Source organism: Nannocystis pusilla (assembly GCF_020073745.1).
Lineage (GTDB): Bacteria > Myxococcota_A > Polyangia > Nannocystales > Nannocystaceae > Nannocystis > Nannocystis radixulma.
The window spans coordinates 222,408-246,498 of record NZ_JAIRAU010000056.1; the positions used below are offsets into that span (position 1 = coordinate 222,408).

The following is a 24,091-nucleotide window of genomic DNA, read 5'->3' on the forward strand; positions in this document are numbered from 1 at the left end:
GTCCGAAGAGACAGCTGATGCGAGCACCCGAATTACGGCCAACTGCGGCGAACTACGGCGATCGACGTCGAAGCTGGGGGGACGCGACCATGCGCCACGCAGCCCGCGTTCGTGCGCTGCGGACTGGCGGCGACGGTCGAGCTCACCGCGAAGGAGAGCGATCGCGCGGCGCTACGTGGTCGACGTCGTCGTCGTCGAAGACGCGTCGGTGGTCGACATGTCCCCGCTCGTCGTCGATGTCTCGTCGCCGGTGGTCGTGGTGTCCGGGCCCGTGGTCGTGGTGTCCGGACCCGTGGTCGTGGTGTCGGGCCCGGTGGTGTCAGGCTCCGTCGTCGCCGGCGGCGGCTCGCCCACGCACTGACCCTCGTTGCAGTCCTGACCGTCGCCGCAGTCGCCACACCAGCCGCCGCAACCGTCGTCGCCGCATTCGCGGCCCTCACAGCTCGGCACGCAATTGCAGGCCAGGGGATCTTCCACCGGCGCGGCGTAGCCGTCGTCGCACATGCACAGGGCCGCGCCGCTCGAGCTGTCGCAGGTGCCGTGGCCGGAGCAGCTCTCGAGGTAACACGCGCCGGTGAGGAAGGGCAGATAACCGACGCTGTGGGCGAGATCTCCGCTGCCGACCTGGACCTCGACCAACACCGCGTTGTCGATCTTGCCGAGCAGGAACGGCACCGCGTCGACGGTCACCTGGGTGCTGTTGACGATCACCGAGCCGGTGGCGAGGCCGCCCGAGCACCCGGAGGTGATGCTGCCGCCCATCACGCTGGCGAACTTGAGGCCGCAGTAGCGGCTGCCGTCGCCGTTGAGTGGCCGATTGGACATGCCCGTCGGGTCATACACGGTGAAGCCGACGTCGAGCATGGCGCTGCCCTTCGGCGAGACCTTGACCGTGGCGATGTCGAGGAGCGGCTTGCCGTAGTCGACGTCGGTGGGGATGCGCGCGAGCTTCGGCTCGTCGACGGTGGCCGCGATCTCGCCGCCGGCCGCGAGCGCGACGACGCCGAGGCCGCCGATGTACGCGAGGGCGCGCTCGTCCCCGGCGGCGTGGGCGACCACGCGGCCCTCGCCGCGGCGCCACAGGATCGTCGGCTGCGCGGGCGCGTCGCCGGCGAAGGTCAGCTCGGCGGGGATCCGCAGGTCGAGGTCGGTGGGCTCGATGCGGTACGCGCCGCCGGACTGCTTGAAATCGCCGCGCGTGAGGTCGTCGTCGACGGGACGGATGACGATCTGGCGGGTCGCGAGCAACGCGCCGGCCGGGATCTTGAGGGTGGGCCCCTCCTCGATCGACAGCTCGCCGCCTTCGGGGCCGATCAGCGCGTAGACGGCGGACGTGTCCTGACAGCCAGGTACGAGCACCGCCGCGGCGAGGAAGAACGAGCGGACGAGGGGGAGCCGAAGAGAAGCGACCGTCACGAACAACCCGTATACCCGAAATGGGGTCACCTCAGAAGGTCATCGGACGTCTGCCTGCGGGGCCGTATCGTGGGAGAGGTCGAGCAGCCACAGGTCCGCTCTCGCGGCGAGCACCGGACCTTCGAGCGGCAGCGCGTGCGGGGATTCGGTGGGACCCCGAAGGAGCGCGCCGAGGAGGTCGATCCAGCGCGCGCATCGATCGAGGATCCACGCGTCGCTGGTCGCGACCACGCCGACGTGCTGCGCCAATATAGGATCGGGGTGATGCACGAGCTGCACGGTCCACGGCAGCTCGTGCTCGCGAGCGCGGGCCTCGAGCAGCGCGCGGAGACGACCGCTGCCCGCGACAGGTCGGTCCAGGTACCACACGACCTGCGCGGGCGGACGCGCGCCACGGCCGTGCAGGAGCCGCGCGATCGCGTCGACGGCGAAGCTGGTCTCGAGCACCTGTTCGTAAGCGCCATGGACGGCCGCGAGGTCGCGCAGCGCCCCGTCACGGCCGCGTAGCACGACGCCGTGCGACAGCGCCGACTCGACGGTGATGAGCGCGTTGAGGCCGTCGATCGCGAGGTCGACGCCGGCGAGATCGGCCAGGTCGGCCCGGGTGGCGCGGCGGCGCTCGCGGGCCTCGTCGCTGCAGGCCGAGCGCAGGACGGCCATTCGCTGCCTGGCCGAAAGGGCATGTTTGTCGCCGACCAGCTTGAGAGCGGCGTCGCCGCTGTAGCCGCGCGTGAGCAGCCACGAGAGGTCGGCGACGGCGGAGCGCAGGGCAGGGCGGGCGTCGAGGCCGAACAGGCGGTCGTCGCCGGTGGCGCGGGCGCGGCGGCGGAGCTCGGTCATGGGCGGATGGCGACGAGCCGCGCGGGCGCGGCGGGTTCGGCGGGGTCGTCCCAGCGGAGGCCCCAGTCGCGCTCCAGCAGGCACTCGCGCCGCAGCTTGCGGAACACCAGCGGGATGGCGTCGCTCTTGGCGTGGACCTCGAGGCTCATGTCCAACGGGACAGCTCGGGGGCGCTGCGACTCGACGATCGGCTGGTCCTCGAGGAAGATCCGGTGGGTGCGCGCGCGGGCGTTGCCGTCGGCCCAGGCGCCCTTGAAGAAGTCGCGCAGCATGATCCAGCGGGTCAGCGTGTGCTCGTCGTCGAGCGGGATGTTGGTGCTGAAGAGGATCATCTTCATGCCGCCGAGGTCGAGATCGAGGCGGGTGTAGCACGGCATGTAGAAGGCGACGCGCGTCTTGACCGGCGGGCGGTCCTTCGGCAGCACCAGCGACCACAGGCCGCCGGGCGGCGGAGCGACCAGCGCGACGGAGGCGCTGGCGCCCCACGGGTGGGCCTCGATGACGTAGTCGTCGACCTCGGGCCGCGCGGGGTTGCCGAACGAGCGCGAGTGGACGAACGGGGCGTGGGCGATGTCGATGCCGTTCTCGACCACGCGGGCGTAGTGCGCGTGCCACAGGAACCGGCCGTGGATGGCCTTCCAGCCGGGATCGCCGTACTCGGGCAGCGGCGGGATCGGCGGCCGCTCGTCGCCCTCGAGGTCGCCGACGAACAGCCAGACCCAGCCGTGGCGCTCCTCGGTGGGGTAGCTGCGCACGGCGGCCTTGCGCGGGACGCGGGCGTCGCCGGTGTTGGCGGGGATCGCCACGCAGGCGCCGCCGGGCTCGAAGGCCCAGCCGTGGTAGGGACACACGATGTGGTCCCCGGAACATGTCCCCTGGGACAGAGATGCGCCGCGGTGGGGGCAGCGGTCGTCGAGGGCGACGACCTTGCCGGCGCGGTCGCGCCACAGCACGAACTCGTGGCCGAGCATGCGCAGCTGCACCGGCCGCGCGGTGACCTCGGACGACCGGTGGCAGGCGTACCAGAAGTTCTTGAGCACGACGCCCGGTGTAGCACGCGGGCGCCGCGGCGCACCAACGCGGGCGCGGCCGCGCGGCGGAGGTGACGCCGCGGTCGAGGTCGCCGAGCCGCAGGCCGCGGGCTACATCGGCTGGAACGGGGCGCAGGTCGAGACGCCGGCGCCGACGATGCGGATCGGGGCGGCGTTGTTGACGGTGGTGAGCTGCTGCTGGCCGTCGTTGTCGCTGTCGTCGTAGTCGAGGTGGGTGACCTTGCTGACCAGCGGGTTGGCGCTCTCGGTGAAGAAGTAGAAGTCGCCGGCGAAGAAGGAGAACGCGAAGGCGTTGGTCAGCGGGAGGTTCTGCAGCGGGAAGCTGCTGATCTCCGCGCCGTTGGCCTTGTCGCGCTCGACGAGCTTCGACGGCACGCCGCCGAACGAGAACACGCGGCCGTCGCCGGTGCCGGTCATCTCGGCGCCGTTGAAGTTGGTCTTGGAGATGAGGTCGATGAGCAGGGTATCGGGGTCGACGCTGAGGAAGTCGCCGGAGTTGGGGCCCTCGCTGAAGCCGCCGATGCCGTCGTAGGTGTTGCCGTAGAGGCGGTCACACTGATCGGAGGCGCTGTTGGACACGAACGCCATGCCGAAGTAGCCGACGCCCTGCTGGTTGGGGTTGTAGCCGGGGTCGATGCAGTTGGTCGGATCGGTGACGTCGATCTTCCAGATCTCGCCGACGGGGCTGTTGAACATGACCCACGCGAAGCCGAGGCGGTCGACGGCCATCGAGAAGGTGTTGGTCATGCCGTTGCAGCTGAAGGACCCGAGCATGGCGAACTGGTTGGTCTCCGGGTAGTACTTCCACAGCTCGGCGTCGTCGGAGAGGACGAAGATGCCGTCGTCGAGCGGGACCTCGATGTCCGGACACTCGCACGCGGCGGGCTGGCCGGTGGTGGTGTCGTCGGTGGTCGAGCTGGTGTCGTTCGTGGTGGTGTCGCCGGTGGTGGTGGTGGTGGTGTCGTTCGTGGTGGTGGTGGTGGTGGTGGTGTCGCTCGTGGTGGTGTCGACGCCCATGGTGGTGGTGTCGGTCGTCGACTCGGTGGTGGTCGAGGTGGTCGGCGACGTCTCCGTGCCCTCGGTCGTGGCCTGCGAGTCGGTCTGACCCATGGTGCCGCCCTGCGTCGGCTCCTCGGTCGCGCTCATGCTCACGTTCGAGTTGGTCGAGGTGGTGGTGTCGGTCGCGACGTTGGTGTCACTGCCGGTGGCGCTGTCGGTGGCAGCGGCGGTGGCGCCGCCGTTGTCGCCGCAGGCGGCGAGCAGGACGGCCAGGATCCATGCGGAATGGTTGAGGGAATGTTCTTTCATCCGCGCAGCGTAACAATTTCGGTCCGGGCCATGGGCGTAGCGGGCGCGCGGGCGCGCGCGGTTTCACGACCGCTGCGTGATCCGGTTCACGACGCCGCTGACGCAGTCGCTGACGGTTTTCGGGCCCGAGCGGCGACGACACGGCGCGAGGGCTGAATAGGATCCGCGCGTGGCGCGTTGCGAACCCCATGTCGTCCTTGCTTGCGATGCTGTGTGCGGCGGCGCTGGCCGCGGGGTCCGCCGGAGAAGCCCGAGGAGACGTCGCTGCGAACGTACCGCAGACGCAGATCCGGGCGGTGGTGGTGCTGGTGGTGCTGGGAGACTTTCCGGCCGAGCTCGTCGACGACGTCGCGGCGGCGCTGCGCGAGACCTATCAGGTGGAGGTGCAGCGGCGGTCGCCGATCGCGTTGCCGAAGTCGGCATGGTACGCGCCGCGCAAGCGTTACCGCGCGGACGCGCTGCTCGAGCACCTGCGCGCGCAGGTGGCCGGGACCCCGCCGGGGACGCGGATCCTCGGGCTCACGTCGGTCGACATCTCGACGAGCAAGGGGAAGATCGCCGACTGGGGCGTGTTCGGGCTCGGCGAACTCGGCGGGACGGCTGCGGTGGTCTCGGGCCATCGCTTGTGGCGCAAGACGAAGGACCCGGCGAAGATCGCGTGGCGGGTGACGAACACGGCGGTGCACGAGGTCGGCCACGTGCTCGGCCTCGATCACTGCGGCGAGCCGCGCTGCGTGATGCTCGACGCCGAGGGCGGGATCGAGAACACCGACGACTCGACCGGCGGACCGGGGCCGAGCTGCACGGCGCTGCTCGACGCGCGCGCGCCCCTGCGTCCGCGCGGGGCGGTGGTGCGAGGTCCGTCGGCGCATTGATGCGAGACCGACGGCGGTGAGGAGGCGCGATGTTGCTCGCGCGTGCGCGACGTGCGGGGTCGACGAGGACGCGGCGAGGTCGCGAGCAAGTGCGCGCCTTGACGCGGCCCGGGGCTCCGCGTTACGCCGGGCGCTGTGTCGCTCGGCTCGCTGGCGCTGCTGACGGACCTCTATCAAATCACGATGGCCTGCGGCTACTGGCAGCTGGGGCGCGCGGACGAGGAGGCGGTGTTCAACCTGTTCTTCCGCCGGGCGCCGTTCCGCGGCAGCCATGCGATCGCGGCCGGGCTTCAGGACGCGCTGCAGGCGGCGAACACGGCGACGTCGATGTAGTCGGCGACGGGGACCTCGGTCTCGTCGCCGAGCTCGGAGGCCCGCAGCTTGCGCGCGGCGACGGTGAAGCGGACGCGGTGCTTGTCGCCCTCGGGGGTGACCTCGGCCGAGACGACCTTGTTGTCGTAGAGGGTGATCGTCTCGAACATGTCCTCGATGAGGTACTGGTAGTCGGCCGGGGTGACCTCCTTGAGGATGGCGACGAGCTCGCGGGTGGTGGTGAAGGGGGCGCTCTGGAACCCGACCTGCTTGATGTAGCGGGCGAGGGCGGCGTTCAGCACGTCCTCGCCGATGTAGTCGGCGAGCGCGTACCAGATCAGCGAGCCCTTCTGATAGTGGATGTACTGCTGGTTCTCGTTGAGCATCAGCGGCAGCTCCTTCTTCTTCTCGTCGCTGCGGCCGCCGAGGTAGCCCTTGAGCTCGTAGGCGAGGAACTTGTGCATCTTGTCCTTGCCGTACTCCTTCTCCATCACCTTGAGCGCCGAGTACTGTGACAGCGACTCGGACAGCATGGTGGCGCCCTGGACGTTGGCGCCGATGACCTGGTGGGCCCACCACTGGTGCGCGACCTCGTGGGCGGTGACGTAGAACGGATAGTCGATGTCCTCGGGGTCGTCGGGGCGCACGCGGGCGATGAAGCCGATCGCCTCCGAGTAGGGGATCGTGTTGGGGAACGACTGGGCGAAGCTGGCGTAGCGCGGGAACTCGAGGATCCGCACCTGGCGGTGCTGGTACGGGCTGAAGTTGGTGGTGAAGTAGGTCAGCGACTTCTTCACCGAGTCGATCATGCGGTCGAGGTTGTACTCGTGGCCGGGGTGGTAGTAGACCTCGATGTCGACGTCGTTCCACTTGTCGCGCCGCACCTCGTAGCGAGCCGACAGGAACGAGTAGAAGTTGAGGATCTTGCTGTCCATCGCGTAGGCGAAGCAGCGCCGGCCGTCCTCCGTCCACTCCTTCTGCAGGTAGCCGGGGGCGATGGCGATCTGGTCGGGGTCGGTGCACACGGTCCCGGCGAACTCGATCCAGTCGGAGTCGGTGGCGATGTACGTGTTGGCCCGCGCGGCCTCGTCGTCGATCGAGGGCATGCGCTCGCGCTCGGGGAGGTCGTGCTCCTTGCGGTCGTCGTCGTTCTCGAGCTCGAGGCCGCGGTTGTAGCCGATCGACGGCACGACGGCGTCGCTCGACACGAAGGTGCCGTTCTCGACGAGCGCGGTGGCCCGGCCGCCGTTGGCGAAGCCCTCGAGCCGGTCGGCGAGGTCGAAGTGCAGCACCAGCTCGCCGCCGGGCGCGAGCGGCTCGGCCAGGCGGTGGATCATGTAGCGGAGCCGCTTGTCGTCGTGCTCGACCTCGGAGGCGCGGTCGAAGCGGAGCTCGCGGACCGTCAGCTCGTCGCGCAGGTACACGTGGACGGCCGGAATGGCGACACCTGTCTTGTTGACCAGGCGCAGGGTGCCCTTGTAGGTGGCCTGCCCGCGCGTCGGGTCGAGGTCGGCGCGCACGTCGGCGGCGACGATCCGCGGCTGCGGCAGGTGCTCGTACTGCTTGTACTCGCGCTCGTACACGGCGCGCAACTCCTCCTCGTCGTCCTGGTCGCGGAAGCGGTTGAGGCCGTGGGTGTTGTGGCGGATGAACGCGAACAGGCCGATGAAGGCGACCAGCAGCCCGACGGTGGCGCCGAGCCACGGCCGGGTGACGCGCGCGCGAGCCAGGCGCAGGCGCATGCGCAAGCCGTGGACCTGACCGCGGACCAGGAACAGGCGGGCGACGGCCATGAGCAGGCCGGCGAACGCGAAGTAGTAGGCCGTGAACCACATCCAGGCGGCCAGGCTCGGGCCGTAGCGGTTCATGTCGGAGTAGACGGGGTCGGGGAACTGGCCGAAGCGGAACAGGTTGTCGTGCACGCCCCAGAACCGCAGCACCAGCGTCATCAAGTAGTAGGCGATGATGAGGCCGTTGCCGACGAGCTTCTGGTTGGTGACGACGTGGATGAAGAACGCCAGCAAGGTGATGAGCACGATGCCGGGGAAGGTGACGCCGTAGACGTAGCCGAGGTAGACGTCGAGCTCGAAGTTGGTGTAGCCCTTGACCGCCTGCACGCCGATGCCGGCGAGGATCAGCGCGCCGAGCAGGGTGGCCTCGACGAGCAGCAGGGCGCCGACCTTGCTGGCGAACACGAGGACGCCGGGCGTCGGCGTGGCGTCGACGAGCTGATCGCACTTGAGCGCCCGCTCGCGCCACACCAGCTCGCCGGCGTACATCGCGGAGATGATGAGGTAGAACAGACCGGCGCCGCTGATGACCTCGATCATCGTGTAGGTGACCGGGTACACCGCGGTGCCGTACATGAGGTCGGCGTAGAAGGCGTTGACGACGGTCATCAGCACGGCGATGGCGCCGAGGGCCAAAAAGGCGCGGTCGCGGACGATGCTGCGGTAGTGCAGCCGGACCAGCGCGCCGACGCGGGCGAGCTCGACGCGGGCGCCGGCGACCGGCGTGACGCGCACCAGCCCGGCCGGGGCGCGCACCTCGGGGAGCTCGACCGCCGCGGCCTTGCCGGGCTTGCGCGCGCGCGTGAAGGCCTCCATGCGGAACAGGCGGTAGGCGCCGAGCAGGATGACGACGCCGACGCCGATCCACAGCAGCCGGTTGAGCAGGAACACGCCGTCGAGCGGCAACAGCAGGCTGTTCTTCTCGGTGACGGTCCAGTAGCGGTTGACCAGCTCGGTGGCGTTGAAGCCGAACGGGTCGAGCAGGGCGGCCAGCCGCTCCTGCTCGATGTCGCTGATCAGGCTGTTGGCGATCGAGTAGCCGATGAAGAGGACGACGCCCTGGATGTAGACGGCGACGAAGCTGCGGGTCAGCACGCCGACGGCGAAGAACAGGGCGCTGGCGAACAGGCCGGTCGGGACGACGTAGACGAGGACGGGCCAGAGGTAGGTGCCGAGCGGGACGGGGCCGATCTTGTCGGCGGGGAGCCAGGGCATGTGCGCGCCGAACCACAGGCCGAACGAGCTGCAGGCGAGCACCAGCACCGTGACGAGGTAGGCGCCGAGGAAGCGGCCGAACACGAACGCCGGCTTGCGCAGGCGGGTGGTGAACAGCAGCTCGTGGGTCTTGTACTCGAAGTCGCGCAGGACCGCGGTGCCGGCGATGGCAGAGGTGAAGATCGTGCCGACCAGCGTGAACACCATGACGGCGGTGCTCACCAGCCACGGCGCGTTGTTCAGCACCTTGCCGCCGGCGCCGCCGAAGCGGACGACGTCGGTGCTGATGGCGAGGAAGCCGAACAGCGCCATGGCGAGGGCGAACACGTAGGTCACCGGCCGGCGCAGGTGGTAGCGCACCTCGAAGGCGGCGAAGCTCAGCAGCTGGTTCATGCCGCCTCCGAGGCCGCGCCCTGGGCCGCGCCGGTGATGTGGTAGAAGTACACGTCCTCGAGGTCGGGCTCGACGCTCTCGAACTCGGGCCCCGGCGAGCCCTCGTGGTAGACGTGGATCACCGGGCGACCGGTGACGAGCCGGGTCGAGATGACGCGCAGCCGCTTCTGCATGTCGTCGAGCTCGGCCCGGGCGACGACGCGGCGCCAGATCTTGCCGCGCAGGCCGCCGACGACGGCCTCGGGCGCGCCGCTGAACTTGACCTCACCGGCGGCGATGATGGCGAACTGACTGCACAGCTCGCGCACGTCCTCGACGATGTGGGTGCTGAGGATGACGACCACGTCGTCACCGATGTCGGCCAGCAAATTGAGGAAGCGGTGGCGCTCGGTCGGGTCGAGGCCGGCGGTCGGCTCGTCGACGATGACCAGCTGCGGCCGGCCCAGCAGGGCGATGGCGATCCCGAGCCGCTGCTTCATGCCGCCCGAGTAGCCGCCGACGGCGTTCTTGCGCGCGGCGGTGAGGTTGGTCTGCTCGAGCAGCGCGGCGACCTGGGTCCGGCGCTGCTTCGGGTCGACGATGCCCTTCAGCACCGCGAAGTGGTCGAGGATCGCCTCGGCGCTGAGGTTGGGGTAGAGCCCGAACTCCTGCGGCAGGTAGCCGAGGACGCCGCGCAGCCGATCCTTTTGAGTCAGGACGTCGATGTCGCCGAACCGCACGCTGCCGCCGTCCGGATCCTGCAAGGTGGCGATCGTCCGCATGAGGGTCGACTTGCCGGCGCCGTTGGGCCCGAGCAGCCCGAACATGCCGGCGCCGATCGTGAGGTCGACCCCGCGGAGAGCGCGGACGCCGTTGGGATAGGTCTTCGAGAGGTTGCGGATCTGGAGCTGCATGCGCGGTCCTGCTCGGAGCATATCCGAGGCCCCGATTGGACTGCCTGGAGCAGTTCGCAGTTTCGCGCGCGCACGACAAAGCCCCGTCGGCGCAGACCGCCGACGGGGCACGGGCGCGAGGCGCCGAGTCACTCGTTCATTGGACCAGGACCGCGACGCGGCGCGAGTCGCTGCCGTCCCACAAGGCGTTGTAAAGCGTCTTGCCTTCCTTCTTGCCGGCGTGCTGACCGACCCCGAGGATCCGGAACTCGTCCGACTCGCGGCGGTAGAAGATCGAGACGTGGTGAGTGCCCTTGCCGAAAGTGACGTGAGCGACAGTGAGCTTCTTGCCCGCGATCTTGACGGTGATCTGCTGCCCGCCGAAGCCCGGGTTGTCGTTGAACTGATTGAGCTTGTCGCGCTCGTTGTTGTCGATGTGCTCGTTGACGTTCTCCGCGATCGTAACCGGCATCCACTCCCCTCCGAGGCCTATAGGGCACCTCAGCCGCCCGGCCGTGTCAAGGCGGACGCCCCGACGACGAGATCGCGCAGTGCCCTCGCGCGCGCGGACGGGCGCCGTGCTAGTCTCGTCGACTGAACTGGCTTATGCGGCGGTCCTCACGCTCGATCCTCGCCCCCGCCTGCGTGCTCGCGCTCGCGGCCTGCAACGAACACCGATACGGCTTTTACCCCGGCACCGAGACCGACGGTGAGTTCACGTCGACGATCTCCACCACCGACGGGCTGCCGACCACGCTGGGCCCGACGTCGATCAGCCCGACGACGGTCAGCCCGACGACGGTCAGCCCGACGTCGGTGACGATCACCACCACCGAGACGACGGCGACCGTGACGACGGACCCGACGTTCACGGTGACCACCGAGTCCCCCCACGAGTGCGAATTGGTGCTGCCCGCGGTGGTGCCGATCCACCAGAACACCTCGCTCTCGGCCCAGGGCGACGACTTCTCGCTGAGCTGCGGCGGGGTCGGCGGCACCGACATCGGTGTGGTGTGGACGGCGCCGGCCACCGGCCGCTACCAGTTCGACACCATCGGCTCGACCTTCGACTCGCTGCTGGCGGTGCTCGAGGGGACCTGCTCCGGCAAGGAGCTGGCCTGCGACGACGACAGCGGCGGCAACCTGACGTCGAAGGTGCAGGTCGACCTGTTGGCCGGCCAGACGGTGACCCTCGTGATCGACAGCTTCGGCCAGAGCAACGCGGAGGTGCTGTTCAACATCACCGAGGTGCCGGTCGAGAGCGTCTGCCCCGACGCCGTGTTCGACCCGGTCGTGCCGATCACCATCGACGGCCAGACGCTCGGCGCGCCCAACGCCCGCGGCGGCGCCTGCGGCGGCTCGGATTCGCCCGAGATCGAGGCGATGTGGACGGCCCCGTTCGAGGGCCTGTTCGTGTTCGAGGTGATCGAGGCCGACTTCGACCCGGTGCTCTACCTGCTCGACAGCTCGTGCAACGGCCCCGAGTTCGTGTGCAACAACGACTCCAGCGGGCCGTTCCCGGCCGTGAGCGTGTTCATGTTCGCCGGCCAGACGGTGGTCCTGGTGGTCGACGGCGTCGGCGGCTCCGCCGGCAAGTTCCTGCTGTCGATCCACGAGGGCTGAGGCCGGCGAGGCCTCGAGGGCATGTCCTGACGAGCAGGAACGCGAGGATATGCCCGATCGGACATGTCCTCGCAGACAGCCGAGCTCACAGCCCGATGGGCGCGCCGGTGACCGGGTCGAGGTCCATGTCGACGGCGTTGGGCCGGGCGCCGAGGGCCGGCAGGGTCGTCAGCTCGCCGGTCAGGACGGTGGCGAAGCCGGCCCCGGCGCGCACCAGCACGTCGCGCACCGGCAGGGTGAACGGCTTCGGCAGGCCGCCGTCGGCCGGGTCGTGGGTGGTGGCGAGGTGCGTCTTGGCGACGCACAGCTGCAGCTCGCCGAGGCCCCACTTCTCGATCTGCGCCAGGCGATTGCGCGCCGCCGGGGCCAGCTCGATGCCGGCGGCGCCGTAGACGTTGCGCGCCAGGCTGTCGAGCCGCTGCGCGAGCGGACCTGTCTCTTCGTACTGATAGCGGAGGTCGGTCGGGCGAGCCGCCTCGACGACCGCGCGCGCGAGCGCCTCGGCCCCGGCGCCGCCGTCGGCGAAGCCGGTGTGGACGGCGAAGCCGGCCCCGAACTCGCGGGCGATGCCCTCGACGACGGCGATCTCGGCCTCGGTGTCGGTGGGGAAGCGGTTGAGCGCGACGACCACCGGCGGGCCGAAGTTGGTGGCGATCCGCAGGTGGTGGCGCAGGTTGGCGGCGCCCTTCTCGACGGCGCTCACGTCCTCGGTGAGGACGGCCTGATCGAGCGGCTTGCCGAGCACGGCCCTGGCCAGGCCGGCGTGGACCTTGAGCGCGCGCACGGTGCAGACGACGACGACGCAGGCGGGCCGCAGGTTGCCGAGCCGGGCCTTGATGTGGACGAACTTCTCGAGCCCGAGGTCGCTGCCGAAGCCGCACTCGGTGACGACCCACGGGGCGCGCGTGAGGGCCCAGCGGGTGGCGATCAGGCTGCTGTTGCCGTGGGCGATGTTGGCGAACGGACCGGCGTGCAGGAGCACCGGGGTGCCCTCGCTGGTGCGCGCGAGGGTGGGGTAGAGGGCGTCGCGCAGGAGCACGCTCATGGCCCCGGCGGCGCCGAGCTGCTCGGCCCGCACCGGCGCTCCGCCCTGGTCGGGCCCGAGGACGATGTTGCCGAGGCGCCTGCGCAGGTCGCCGCGATCGTGGGCGAGCGCGAGGATCGCCATGACCTCGCTGGCCTCGTTGATCTCGAAGAAGGACTCGCGCGGGACGCCGTTGAGCGGGCCGCCCAGGCCGGTGATGACCTTGCGCAGGCTGCCGTCGTTGACCGGGGTGACGCGCGAGAAGGCGATCCGCCCCGGGTCGATCTTCAAGGCGTTGCCGTGCCGCAGGTGGGCGTCGAGCATGGCGGCGAGGAGGTTGTGCGCGGCGCCGACGGCCTGCCCGTCGCCGGTGCCGCCGAGGTTGATGCGATCGGACGGGACGACCTGGGCCCGACCGCCGCCCGCGCCGCCGCCCTTGGCCCCGAACACCGGGCCGAGCGAGGGCTGGCGCAGGCACGTGAGCGCCGACTCGCCGATCTTCGCCAGGCCCATGCCGAGCGAGATCGAGGTGACCGTCTTGCCCTCGCCGAGCGGGGTCGGGGTGACGGCAGAGACGACGACGAGGTTGCCGTGCGCCGCGCCCTCGCCCGCGGCGAGGGTGTCGATCTTGGCGAAGTCGTGGCCGTAGGGGATATAGGCGCGGCTCTCGGGGTCGAGGCCGAGGTCGCGGGCGAGGTCGACGAGGCGGCGGTTCATCGCGGGATGGTGCCACACGCGGTCCGGGGCGGCAGGGCGAGGGCAGCGAGGGCGTGCGCGGCGTGAGGTCGACGAGCGACGCAGAACGGGGATCCCCGGCGCCGCCCCCGAAGTCCCCCGGCGCGGCGCGCGGCCGCACGCCCGCGGTGATGAGATCTCTCGTGACGCCTCACCGCGGGCGAGGCAGATAGGTGGTGCCGACGATCCGCAAGCGAGGATCGGCCGCGAGGCTGGCGGGTGTGAGGATAGGAACCGCTGCCAGCGCCGGCCAGCAGGCGGCGAGCGAGCGCGCGCCGCGGCAGGCGGGGTGGTCTCGCCAGCGCCGCGCCATCAGCCGCTTCACGGCCGCGTCGTCGAGCATGAGCTCCCCCAGCGGTCGCCACTCGCCGAGCGCGACGTCGACGGCCGCGTAGGCGAGGGCCACCAGCTCACTACAGTAGATGGCGTCGTCGCCTGGCGTAAAGGACAGGTCGTAGGGACGCCCGAGGTGGCCGGCGGCGGCCGCGACCACGGCGGCGCGCGTGGCGGCGTCGAGCCCGGGGTGGCGCAGGGCCGTGGCCTTCGCCCCCTCGCCGCGGGCCAGCCAGGTAGCGAGCGGGGTGCGGCGCGTCGGACCGACGGCCTCGACCACGAAGGCGCCGTCACCCGTGCGCTCGACGATCCCGACGTGCGTGAAGGGGCTGCCGGAGGCCGAGGCGACCGCGACGGCCTGCGCGCTGCGCGAGGTGTGGAGCAGGATGTCGCCGTCCAGCAACGCGGCGGGGTCGAGCTCGGGGGCCGCGAGCAGGCCGGTGAGCAGGGCGAGCCACACACACATGACGGTAGCAGGGCGGAAAATCCGAGGCGCGTGGTCGCGGCGAGATCGGGGGAGGTCCCGAAGCCACGCTCAAGGAAGGACGATGTGCGCGCCGGTCGCCGGTGGCGAAAGGAGGGTGCGCGAAAAAGGATCGCCCATTGGGGATGCGTCCCCCCTTACAATCCAAGCCTCGTGTCTGACGGCGACACCCAGCGCGCGGCGCGTGGCGAGGAGACGGCGATGTTCGGGGAGCGAGAGCGGGCCTTCGCAAGCTCGAGCTACGCGCGGCTGCTCGCCGCCAGCGACGCGCTGATCTTCGAGCTCGACCGCGAGGGTCGGTTCGTCGCGGTCAACGGCGCGGCCGCGCTGGCGCTGGGCTACACGCAGGAGCAATTGCTCGGCGCACGCCTGCCGGAGTTCGTCCACGCCGACGATCGCGGCGCGGTAGAGGCTGGCCTTTCGCACATGCTCGAGCGGCCAGGTGAAGTGGTCGCCCTGCGGACGCGCTTCGTCCAGCGCGAGGGGCGGGTGCTGACGCTGGCGTGGCAGGCGGTGCTCGAGGCCGGCGCGAGCCGGGCGTGCGCGCTGGCCTCGGACGTCGGCGGGCACGAGCAGGCGTCGGAGCGCGAGCACGCGGCCGCGGCCAGGGCGATCGCCGAGAGCGAGGCGCGGCTCGGGGCGCTGTGCGATCACATCCCGGCGATCGTCTACCTGAAGGACGAGGGCGGGGCCTACCTGTTCATCAATCGCTTCTTCGAGGCGCTGCTCGGGCGCCGCCGCGAGGAGGTGCTCGGCCGCCTCGACCACGAGGTGCTGCCGGCGGCGGCGATCGAGGCGTTCTCCCGCGGCGAGACGCAGGTGCGCCAGCGCGGCGCGACGGTCGAGTGCGAAGAGGTGCTGCACGGCCTGGGCGACGGGGCGCGCACGTTCTACTCGGTGCGGTTCCCGCTGCGCGCGAGCGACGGCAAGATCGCGGCGATCTGCGGCGTGTCGACCGACATCAGCGGCCGCAAGTCGGCCGAGGCGCAGCTGGTCGAGCTCAACGAGTCGCTCGAGCGCCGCGTCGCCGAGCGCACCGCCGCGGCCGAGGACGCGTCGCGGGCCAAGAGCGAATTCCTGGCGCGCATGAGCCACGAGCTGCGCACGCCGCTCAACGCGATCCTCGGCTACAGCGAGCTGCTCGAGGACGAGATGCGCGAGCGCGGGACCCAGACCTGGCTCGCCGACCTGCTGCGGATCCGGGCCGCCGGCAAGCACCTGCTGAGCCTGATCAACGACATCCTCGACATCTCGAAGATCGAGGCCGGCAAGATGCTGGTCCACATCGAGGAGTTCACGGTCGCGGGGATGATCGACGAGGTGGTGGCGACCAGCCGCCCGCTGATCGAGAAGAACCGCAACACGTTCCGCCTCGAGATCAGCCCCAGCGTCGGCTCGATGCGCTCCGACCCGCTGAAGATCCGGCAGTGCCTGCTGAACCTGCTCAGCAACGCCGGCAAGTTCACCAACGGCGGGCAGGTCGAGTTCAGCGTGGCGCGCCAGATCGTCAACGGCCGCGCGTGGATCCTGTTCCGCGTGTCCGACACCGGCATCGGCATCGCCCAGGAGAACATCGGCCAGCTGTTCCGCGAGTTCTACCAGGTCGACTCGTCGTCGACCCGCCGCTACGGCGGCACGGGCCTCGGCCTGGTGATCACGCAGCGGCTGTGTCACATGCTCGGCGGCGACATCCGCGTGAGCAGCCGCCCGGGCCAGGGCTCGCAGTTCACGCTCGAGCTGCCGGCCGTGCACATCGAGGCGGGCGGCTCCGAGGTCGCGCTCGAGCTCGACGTGCTCAGCGAGAAGGACGTCGCCCGCGCCCGCGTGGCCGCGCGCGAGCTGTGCCAGAAGCTCGGCGCGCGCCCGCTGTCGCTGCAGAAGATCGCCACCATCATCAGCGAGCTGGCGCGCAACATGGTGCTCTACGCAGGCGGAGGAAAGGTCGTGGTCGGATCGGTCGGAGCCGAACGCAAGTGCGTGTTCATCCGCGCGGTCGACGAGGGCTCGGGCATCGCCGACGTCGACGCCATCCTCGCCGGGCGCAAGGTCAGCCGCAACGGACGCGGCCTCGGCCTCATCGGCACCAAACGTCTGGCCGACGGCTTCCGGCTGCACACCGGACCGACCGGCACATGGATCGAGGCGGAGGTCAACCTGTGACCGATCTGCGAGGCAAGCCACCAGGCGGCTCTTCGGGCCTGGACGACGCGGCGCTGCTGGCCGTGCTCGCGCGCTACGTCGGCACGGCGCGGGCCCAGGGCATCTTGCTGCGCGCCCGCACCGAGCTGCGCGGGCGGCCGGTGAACGAGACCCAGCTGATCACCCGGCTGGTCGAGGGCATGCGGATGTTCGTCGGCGAGGCCGAGTCGCGCAGGGCGTACGCCGACCTGACGAAGGCCGCGTCGCCCAAGACGGTCGAGGCGATCGAGATCGAGGTGAAGATCGAGGCGGACATCGCCCGCGCCCGCCTGGCCGCGCGCGACATCTGCATGGCCCTCGGGACATCCCCGCTGATCCTGCAGAAGCTGGCCACCGTGGTCAGCGAGCTGGCGCGCAACCAGGTGCTCTACGCCGGCGGCGGCAAGCTGGTCATTCGGCCATGTCCCAACGGGAAGCGCTGCATGCACGTGGTCGGCAGCGACAAGGGCGGCGGCATCAAGAACCTGCCGGAGATCATGTCCGGCAAGTACAAGAGCCGCAGCGGGCTCGGGCTCGGCATCCTCGGGACCAAGCGGCTGTCGGACAAGTTCGAGATCGAGACGGGTCCGACCGGGACGCGGATCGAGGTCGAGGTGAACTACTGATGTTCAACACGGCCTACCGGACGAGCCCGAAGACGGGCGAGCGCGAGAACGGCGACGCCGTGCTCGTCCGTCGCGGCGCCGAGTCGATCACGCTGGCCGTGATCGACGGCCTCGGTCACGGGCGCATGGCGGCGCTGGCCGCCCACGCGGCGATCGACTGCCTCAACCGCCTGCCGCTGGCCGTCGAGCTCGAGGAGGCGATGCGCGCGGTGCACGAGGCGCTCCGCGGCACCCGCGGCGCGGCGGCGGCGGTCTGCCAGCTGGGCGCGACCCCGACGACCGCGCCGGGCACGGTGTCGTTCATCTGCTGCGGCGTCGGCAACGTCGAGATCCGCTGCTTCGGGGCCAAGCTGCCCATCTTGCTCAGCCCCGGGGTGCTCGGCGCGCGCGTCCAGAGCTTCCGGATCTGCCGCGGAGAGCTGCCGTCGGGCTCGAGGCTGGTGATGTTCTCCGACGGCATCTCGCAGCGGTCCCCGTTCGACTCGCTGCGCCACCTCGACCCTGAACCCTTGTGCGAGACCCTGATGCGCGAGCACCGCAAGCCGGACGACGACGCCAGTGTGCTCGTCTGCGACACCGAGGCATGAGGCCATGAAGACCTTCGAGAACCGCATCCCCGTCATTCAGCTCTGGCAGCGCATCGTCGTCCCCTTGCAGGGCGATGTGACCGATGAGACAGCCGCGTTCCTGGTCGACGACGTGCTGCGGACGATCCGCGACACCTCGGCGGCGGGCCTCGTCATCGACGTCACGGGCATGTGGACGATGGACAGCCACCTCTGCCACGTGATCGCCAACCTCGCGGCGGCGGCTCGCCTCATGGGCACGCCGACGGTCATCTGCGGCATGAGTGCGCCGATCGCCATGACGCTGCAGACGATGGGCGCCGACTTCCGCCTGGCCCAGACGGCGCTGACCCTCGAGGACGCGCTCGAGCGCCTCGGCGTCAGCGCGGTCGTCAGCGAGCTCGAGCCCGAAGACGCGTTCGACGACGCGATGCCCGAGACGATCACCAGCACCGCTTCGTTCGCCAAGTCCGCCGACTGAGCTCCTCCGTCCCTCCCCCCTCACCCATGATCCTCCAGGACCCCGACAAGCTCGTGATCGCCGGCGTCAGGCACGAGTGGGACCTCGCCCGCGGGGAGCTGCGGATCGGCGGGATGCCCAGCGTGACGATGTTCCGCGACTCGTCGCTGGCGCGGCTGATGTCGGCGTTCCTGGCGATGGTCGGGCCGCGGCGCTTCGCGCTCGCGCTGCAGGCCGAGGGCCTGCGCAGCACCGACGGCGACTGGAGCGTGATCTCGGCGTTCTCGACGTTCGAGGAGGGCTTCGTCGAGCTGGCCAGGTACGCGGCGGTGTCGGGCTGGGGCGGCTGGGAGCTCGTCGACCTCGACCGCGACGCCAAGGTCGCGGTGTTCCGCGTGGCCAACGGGTGGGAGAGCGTGCTGCCGCGCGACGGCAGCGCGTTCAACGGCGGCCTCGTGGCCGGCAAGCTGACGGGGCTGTGCCAGCGGCTGTTCGAGACGACCTGCTGGCCGCGGCAGACCGCGTTCGTCGCCGAGGGCGACGCGTACGACGAGTTCGTGATCGAGGCCTCCGCGCGCTCGCTCGACGACGAGATGCGCGAGCTGGCGGCCGTCGACCAGGCGACCGCGGCCGACCTGCAGCACATGCTGGCGACGGTGCACGCGAGCGCCAACGCGCGCGAGGCGGCGCTGGCCGAGCGCGACCGCATGGTCGCGGAGCTGCAGGACAAGCTCGAGCTGATCGCCGAGCAGCGGCAGGCGATCCTCACGCTGTCGACGCCGATCATCGAGCTGTGGGACGAGGTCGTGGCGATCCCGATCGTCGGGGCGATCGACGCCTCGCGCACGGCGCAGATGATGGAGCGGCTGCTCGAGGCGATCCTGCAGCGCCGGGCCCGCTTCGCCATCCTCGACCTCACCGGCGTCGAGGCGATCGATACCGCCACCGCCGACAACTTTCTCCGGATCGTCCGCGCCGTGAAGCTGCTCGGCGCGCAGGGCGTGATCGCAGGGATCGGTCCGAACGTCGCCCAGACGCTGGTCGGTCTGGGCGTCGACTTGACGGCGATCCCGACTTTCTCCAACCTCCGCGAGGCCCTCCGGGCCTTTATCGCCGCGCCGCGTCGCGCCGCGTCGCGCGCCGAGTCCTCCGTGAATGCGTCTATTGTTAAGGAGCTGAGCCGATGAGCGCAGACCCACGATCCAACGTTGCGTCCTTCAAGGCGATGTTCGCCGGCCTCGCGGATTTCGCGGCGCTGGTCGAGCCGAACGGCGCGGTGCTCCACGTCAACGGGTCCGGCCTGCGCCTGGTCGACCGCGCCACCGACGAGCTGTCCGGTCTCACGGTCGATCAGCTCAGCCCGCACGCGGCGCAGCTGATCGGCGAGTGGATCCCGGCGGCGATCGCCGAGGGCCAGTGGGAGGGCGAGGGCGAGCTGCGCAAGTCCGACGGCTCGTCGGTGCCGGTGCAGCTGACGATCGCGCCGATCAGCGACGGCGGCCGCGTCGCCGCGGCGGCGATCGTCGCCCGCGACCTCAGCGAGGGGCTGCGGCTCGAGGAGGAGCTGCAGCGGCGATTCCTGCAACAAGAGGCGATCACCGCCGCGACGTCGACTCCTATCATTCAGGTGTGGGACGACATCGTCACCATGCCGGTGGTCGGCCTGGTCGACAGCGTGCGCGCCGCCGACATGAAGAACACGCTGCTCGAGGCGGTCAGCCGCACCGGGGCGCGCTTCGCCATCGTCGACCTCACCGGCGTCGACACCGTCGACACCGCGACGGCCGACCACCTGCTCCGCGTGATGCGGGCGGTCCGGCTGCTCGGGGCCCGCTGCGTCATCACCGGCATCCAGCCCGCCGTCGCCCAGATCATCGTCGGCCTCGGGCTCGAGCTGCAGGGCGTGGTCACGCTCCGCAGCCTGCGCGAGGGCCTGCGCTTCTGCCTGCGACGCCTCGGCTTCCGCGTCACCCGCGAGGAGCAGGTGCTCGACCTGGCCGCGATCGCGGCTTCCTGAGCCGCCCTGCGGCGCACCCACGGGCGCGTGGCGGACCTGTCCGCCGCGCGCTCGCTCGTTTCACGCGCCGCGCGTCACGGCCGGGTGGGGCGCACGAGGTAGCGGGTCGCGACGATGCGCTTGCCCTTGGGCAATGTCTCCTGGACCAGGCGGTCGCTGAGCCGGAGCGCCGCTCCGAGGCCGCTGCCGAGGCCGCGCCGGCGCATCCGCTCCTCCGGCGGGATCGGGCCGGTGGCGGTGTGGCCGTCGAGCAGCGCCGTCTCGAGGTCGGCGATCGGCGGGCTGCCGTCGATCGCCGCGACGACGATCGCCGGCCCGCTGCTGCCATTGGTCATCGCCAGCTCGATCTCTCCGCCGCCCGCGTGGCGCACCAGGTTCCACGCCAGCTCCGAGGTGACGAGCGCGACCTCCTGCGCTGCCAGCCGCGGGAATCCTTCCTGCAGCGCGAGGCGTTCGGCAGCCACGCGGGCGCCGATCACATCGGCCTCGGTAGTCACGCGGTAACGACCCACGACCTCGATGGTATCACTGTTCGTGCGCGTTGACAGGCCCGGGCTGCTCTGGCCTGCTGGTGTCATGAGCGGAGTTCGCGGCATGTGGGTGGCGGTGTCGGTGTGTCTGGCGTGCGGCGGCGGCGGCGGTGCGAGCACCGACGCGACCGGCGAGAGCGTCGGCGCGAGCGACGGCGAAGGGCCCGGAACAGCGGACAGCGCGGCGTCCGGGGCCGATCCGAGCGAGGGGCCGGTGGGCGGCGGCGAGGTTTGCGACGGCGAGGTCCACAGCGGCGAGGCGACATACTACGCGGCCGATGGCAGCGGCAATTGCAGCTTCGATGCGAACCCCGGCGAGCCGATGGTCGCGGCGATGAACATCGTCGATTACGCGGCCTCGGCGGCGTGCGGCGCGTGCGTGGCGATCGATGGACCCGATGGATCGATCACCGTCCGGATTGTGGACAGCTGTCCGGGTTGTCCGCAGGGCGACATCGATCTCAGCGAGGGTGCATTCCCGATGATCGCGGCGATGGAGCTCGGTCGCGTGCCGATCTCCTGGCGCTACGTGTCGTGCGCGACCAGCGGTCCGATCGTCTACCACTTCAAGGAGGGCAGCAACGAGTGGTGGACGGCGGTGCAGATCCGCGGCCACAAGAATCCGATCGCAAGCCTCGAGTTCAAGGACGCGGGCGGGCAGTGGCAGGCGGTGCCGCGCCTCGACTACAACTATTTCGTCGCCGAACAAGGGATGGGTCCGGGGCCCTACGCGTTCCGCGTCACCGACACTGCGGGCAATGTCCTCGAGGACAGCGGCGTCCCGTTCGTCGAGGCGGGCGACGCGCCGGGCGCGGGGCAGTTCCCGGCCTGCGAGTGAGTCCGGCGCCTGTCCCGCGGGGCAGGTCAGCCGGCCGCGGTCGGGGCGGCGGCGCGCTTCTTGCCGAGCTGGCCGATGCAGTAGTAGAGGGCGTCGCGCAGCTTGGCGAACACGGCGACGCGGGTGAGGTCGACGCCGAGAGCGACGATGGTCTGGGCGATCATGGGATGGATACCGGTGAGGATGCCCTCGGCGCCGAGGAGGCGGATGGCCTGGATCATGCCGATGAGGTGGCTGGCGGTGCCGGTGTCGACGACCTCGACGCCGGTGAGGTCGAGGATGGCGAAGCGAGCGCGGGTGCGGCCGACGGTCTGGAGGAGGTTGTCCATGATCTCGGCGGTGCGGACGCTGTCGATGAGGCCGACGATGGGGAGGGTGATGACGCCGTCCCAGACCTCGATGATGGGGGTGGAGAGCTCGCGGATGACCTCCTGCTGCTTCTCGATGAGGTCGAGCTTGGCCCGCAGCTCGGCCTCGTTGCGCTTGGTGTCGCTGACGTCGAGCGAGACGGCGACCAGCGCGATGTCGGGCGAGTCCTTGACCGGGATGTACCAGTTCAGCCAGTGGACCCCGTACAGCTCGGCGGCGATGCCGAGGCGAGGTTCGCCGGCCGCGGCGGCGCGCAGGTCGACGGTGCCCGGGTCGTCGCCGAACAGCTCCCACACGTTCTGACCGAGGAACTGCTGCCGCTGCAGGCCGGCGGTGGTGAGCGCCTTGCCGTCGTGGAAGGTGAAATCGCCGCGGTGGTCGAGCGCCCAGGCGGTGATGTCGAGGGTGTCGAGCAGCGTGGAGAGGACCTTGCGCTCGAGCCTGGCCTGGCGCTCGGCGGCGACGCGAGGCGTGACGTCGTGCCCGTAGATCGTCGCGCCGGTGGCCTGCCCGTCGCCGTCGCGGCTGACCTGCGACCACGCCTCGAAGCCCAGCTCCCGCTCGCCGAGGGCGATGGTGTGGACCCGCGGCGCGCTGTCGGCCGCGAGCACGTCGCTCCACGTCCACCCGTCGTCGACCGCCGGCACGAGCTCGGCCACCGGCCTGCCGATCGCCTCGGCCGCGCCGACGCCGAACACCTGCTCCGCCTGGCGATTCCAGCCAATGACGCACAGGGCCTCGTTCAGCTCGATGACGACGTGGGGGGCGTTGTTGCTGCGTTCGTCCATTCCTCGGTGAGAGTACTCGGTCCGGGGCAGCGTGAGCACTCATCCGCGAAAGCGGGCAGTCGCGCGCCCGACATGTCCGCGCATTTGCAGGCATGGCACTCTAAACATGTTCCGAGAGACATGTGGCGAGGCGCGCGCCGCGACCGTGCCCGCGCGCGATCTGTCCCGCAGACCAGGTCAGGTCGGGGCGACGGTGCGCTTCTTGCCGAGCTGGCCGATGCAGTAATGGAGGGCGTCGCGCAGCTTGGCGAACACGGCGACGCGGGTGAGGTCGACGCCGAGGGAGACGATGGTCTGGGCGATCACGGGGTGGATGCCGGTGAGGATGCCCTCGGCGCCGAGGAGGCGGATGGCCTGGATCATTCCGATGAGGTGACTGGCGGTGCCGGTGTCGACGACCTCGACGCCGGTGAGGTCGAGGATGGCGAAGCGGGCGCGGGTGCGGCCGACGGTCTGGAGGAGGTTGTCCATGATCTCGGCGGTGCGGACGCTGTCGATGAGGCCGACGATGGGGAGGGTGATGACGCCGTCCCAGACCTCGATGATGGGGGTGGAGAGCTCGCGGATGACCTCCTGCTGCTTCTCGATGAGGTCGAGCTTGGCCCGCAGCTCCACCTCGTTGCGCTTGGTGTCGCTGACGTCGAGCGAGATGCCGACCAGGCCGACGTCCTGCGCGTCCTCGACCGGGATGTACCAGTGCATCCAGTGGACGCCGTAGGTCTCGGAGCGGATGCCGAGGCGCGCCTCGCCGGCCAGCGCCGCCCGCACGTCGTCGTGGCCGGCTTCGCCGGCGTAGACGTCGAACATGCTGGCGCCGACGAACTGATGCGGCTGCAGCCCCGCGGCCCGCATCGCCTTGCCGTCCTGGAACAGGAACACCCCGTCGCGGTCGAGGGCCCAGGCGCTGATGTCGAGGGTGTCGAGCAGGTTGGAGAGGATGGTGCGTTCGAGCCGGCCGCTCCGCGCGGCGGCCTCGCGCGCGGTGACGTCGAAGCCGTAGATGGTGGCGCCGGTGCGCCGGCCGTCGCCGTCGCGCTTGAGCTGCCACCACGCGTCGAACATCACCTCGCGCTCGCCACGGGCGATCCGGCGCAGCCGCGGCGCGTCGCTGTCGGCCGTCAGCGCGTCGCTCCACGCCGACGGTTCGCCCACCACCGGCACGAGCTCGGCCACCGGCCTGCCGAGCGCCTCGGCCGCGCGCACGCCGAACACCTGCTCCGCGCGGCGGTTCCAGCCGGAGACGCGGAGCGCGTCGTCCAGCTCGATGACGACGTGGGGGGCGTTGTTGCTGTGTTCGTCCATGTCCGGCGGAGAGTACCGACTTCGTGGACGCGACCGCACTCATCCACGAAGGTGGGCAGCCTGCGCGCCCCCACATGTAAGCGCATTGACATGCATGGCGCCCAGGACATGTGCGAAGAGACAGCCTGCGAGGCCCGCGCCACGA

General features: G+C 70.5%; 21 protein-coding genes and 1 pseudogene. 10 read left to right on the forward strand and 12 right to left on the reverse strand.

The features are described 5' to 3' along the window. Positions 1–171: 171 nt before the first annotated feature. The 4 genes from K7C98_RS38695 to K7C98_RS38710 all read right to left on the reverse strand — a co-directional run bounded on the left by K7C98_RS38695 (position 172) and on the right by K7C98_RS38710 (position 4,616). Positions 172–1,416, reverse strand: a complete 1,245-nt coding sequence (locus tag K7C98_RS38695) for a hypothetical protein (RefSeq protein WP_224196942.1) — start codon at positions 1,414–1,416, stop codon at positions 172–174. A gap of 39 nt (positions 1,417–1,455) precedes the next feature. After that, a complete protein-coding gene (locus K7C98_RS38700) occupies positions 1,456–2,256 on the reverse strand; it encodes a DUF434 domain-containing protein (RefSeq protein WP_224196943.1) in 801 nt (266 codons plus the stop codon). Next, positions 2,253–3,296 carry a Rieske 2Fe-2S domain-containing protein gene (locus K7C98_RS38705; protein ID WP_224196944.1) on the reverse strand — a complete coding sequence of 348 codons (1,044 nt, stop codon included), beginning with the start codon at positions 3,294–3,296 and terminating at the stop codon, positions 2,253–2,255. The genes K7C98_RS38700 and K7C98_RS38705 overlap by 4 nt, the downstream gene beginning before the upstream one ends. Before the next feature lie 102 nt (positions 3,297–3,398). Continuing rightward, positions 3,399–4,616 (reverse strand): hypothetical protein, encoded by a 1,218-nt coding sequence (locus tag K7C98_RS38710; RefSeq protein ID WP_224196945.1) that lies wholly within the window; start codon positions 4,614–4,616, stop codon positions 3,399–3,401. Between the two features lie 188 nt (positions 4,617–4,804). On the opposite strand from K7C98_RS38710, the gene K7C98_RS38715 reads away from it, so the two are divergent. Together K7C98_RS38715 and K7C98_RS38720 are read left to right on the forward strand one after the other, a co-directional pair. Further along, complete coding sequence (locus K7C98_RS38715) at positions 4,805–5,491, forward strand: matrixin family metalloprotease (RefSeq protein WP_224196946.1); 687 nt, start codon at positions 4,805–4,807, stop codon at positions 5,489–5,491. Between the two features lie 135 nt (positions 5,492–5,626). Next, positions 5,627–5,782, forward strand: a pseudogene (locus tag K7C98_RS38720) (hypothetical protein); the annotation flags it as partial. On the opposite strand, the gene K7C98_RS38725 reads toward K7C98_RS38720, so the two are convergent. From K7C98_RS38725 to K7C98_RS38735, 3 genes are all read right to left on the reverse strand, one after another. After that, a complete protein-coding gene (locus K7C98_RS38725; RefSeq protein WP_224196948.1) occupies positions 5,782–9,201 on the reverse strand; it encodes an ABC transporter permease/M1 family aminopeptidase in 3,420 nt (1,139 codons plus the stop codon). The pseudogene K7C98_RS38720 and the gene K7C98_RS38725 overlap by 1 nt on opposite strands. Next, positions 9,198–10,094: an ABC transporter ATP-binding protein gene (locus K7C98_RS38730; RefSeq protein WP_224196949.1), complete on the reverse strand. Its 897-nt coding sequence runs from the start codon at positions 10,092–10,094 to the stop codon at positions 9,198–9,200. The genes K7C98_RS38725 and K7C98_RS38730 overlap by 4 nt, the downstream gene beginning before the upstream one ends. Before the next feature lie 136 nt (positions 10,095–10,230). Then, positions 10,231–10,545 (reverse strand): hypothetical protein, encoded by a 315-nt coding sequence (locus K7C98_RS38735; RefSeq protein WP_224196950.1) that lies wholly within the window; start codon positions 10,543–10,545, stop codon positions 10,231–10,233. 134 nt (positions 10,546–10,679) lie between these two features. Here K7C98_RS38735 and K7C98_RS38740 point away from each other — a divergent pair, with 134 nt between their 5' ends. Beyond that, positions 10,680–11,696: a hypothetical protein gene (locus K7C98_RS38740; RefSeq protein WP_224196951.1), complete on the forward strand. Its 1,017-nt coding sequence runs from the start codon at positions 10,680–10,682 to the stop codon at positions 11,694–11,696. An 85-nt stretch (positions 11,697–11,781) separates the two neighbouring features. Here K7C98_RS38740 and K7C98_RS38745 read toward each other — a convergent pair whose 3' ends face one another. Then, entirely contained in the window at positions 11,782–13,437 is a 1,656-nt protein-coding gene (locus K7C98_RS38745) for a formate--tetrahydrofolate ligase (RefSeq protein ID WP_224196952.1), read from the reverse strand. A 169-nt stretch (positions 13,438–13,606) separates the two neighbouring features. Continuing rightward, the gene (locus tag K7C98_RS38750) at positions 13,607–14,248 is read right to left on the reverse strand and encodes a YiiX/YebB-like N1pC/P60 family cysteine hydrolase (protein ID WP_224196953.1); all 642 of its coding nucleotides are present in this window, start codon (positions 14,246–14,248) and stop codon (positions 13,607–13,609) included. A 177-nt stretch (positions 14,249–14,425) separates the two neighbouring features. On the opposite strand from K7C98_RS38750, the gene K7C98_RS38755 reads away from it, so the two are divergent. From K7C98_RS38755 to K7C98_RS38780, 6 genes are read left to right on the forward strand one after another with little or no spacing between them, the layout of a single operon-like run. Beyond that, positions 14,426–16,432 (forward strand): ATP-binding protein, encoded by a 2,007-nt coding sequence (locus tag K7C98_RS38755; RefSeq protein WP_224196954.1) that lies wholly within the window; start codon positions 14,426–14,428, stop codon positions 16,430–16,432. Next, entirely contained in the window at positions 16,429–17,076 is a 648-nt protein-coding gene (locus K7C98_RS38760) for an ATP-binding protein (protein ID WP_224196955.1), read from the forward strand. The genes K7C98_RS38755 and K7C98_RS38760 overlap by 4 nt, the downstream gene beginning before the upstream one ends. Beyond that, complete coding sequence (locus K7C98_RS38765; protein WP_224196956.1) at positions 17,076–17,663, forward strand: SpoIIE family protein phosphatase; 588 nt, start codon at positions 17,076–17,078, stop codon at positions 17,661–17,663. The genes K7C98_RS38760 and K7C98_RS38765 overlap by 1 nt, the downstream gene beginning before the upstream one ends. A gap of 4 nt (positions 17,664–17,667) precedes the next feature. Further along, entirely contained in the window at positions 17,668–18,123 is a 456-nt protein-coding gene (locus tag K7C98_RS38770) for an STAS domain-containing protein (protein WP_224196957.1), read from the forward strand. 26 nt (positions 18,124–18,149) lie between these two features. Next, a complete protein-coding gene (locus K7C98_RS38775) occupies positions 18,150–19,289 on the forward strand; it encodes an STAS domain-containing protein (RefSeq protein ID WP_224196958.1) in 1,140 nt (379 codons plus the stop codon). After that, on the forward strand, positions 19,286–20,119 hold the full coding sequence (locus K7C98_RS38780) for an STAS domain-containing protein (protein WP_224196959.1): 834 nt from the start codon (positions 19,286–19,288) through the stop codon (positions 20,117–20,119). Before K7C98_RS38775 ends, K7C98_RS38780 begins: the two co-directional genes overlap by 4 nt. 74 nt (positions 20,120–20,193) lie before the next feature. On the opposite strand, the gene K7C98_RS38785 is transcribed toward K7C98_RS38780, so the two are convergent. Next, a complete protein-coding gene (locus K7C98_RS38785; RefSeq protein WP_224196960.1) occupies positions 20,194–20,631 on the reverse strand; it encodes an ATP-binding protein in 438 nt (145 codons plus the stop codon). Between the two features lie 64 nt (positions 20,632–20,695). Between K7C98_RS38785 and K7C98_RS38790 the strand changes: the two genes are divergently transcribed. Next, entirely contained in the window at positions 20,696–21,487 is a 792-nt protein-coding gene (locus K7C98_RS38790) for an expansin EXLX1 family cellulose-binding protein (protein WP_224196961.1), read from the forward strand. Between the two features lie 26 nt (positions 21,488–21,513). Here K7C98_RS38790 and K7C98_RS38795 read toward each other — a convergent pair whose 3' ends face one another. Together K7C98_RS38795 and K7C98_RS38800 are read right to left on the reverse strand one after the other, a co-directional pair. Further along, positions 21,514–22,644 (reverse strand): STAS domain-containing protein, encoded by a 1,131-nt coding sequence (locus K7C98_RS38795; protein WP_224196962.1) that lies wholly within the window; start codon positions 22,642–22,644, stop codon positions 21,514–21,516. Between the two features lie 177 nt (positions 22,645–22,821). Next, positions 22,822–23,946, reverse strand: a complete 1,125-nt coding sequence (locus K7C98_RS38800) for an STAS domain-containing protein (protein WP_224196963.1) — start codon at positions 23,944–23,946, stop codon at positions 22,822–22,824. Between the last annotated feature and the right edge of the window lie 145 nt (positions 23,947–24,091).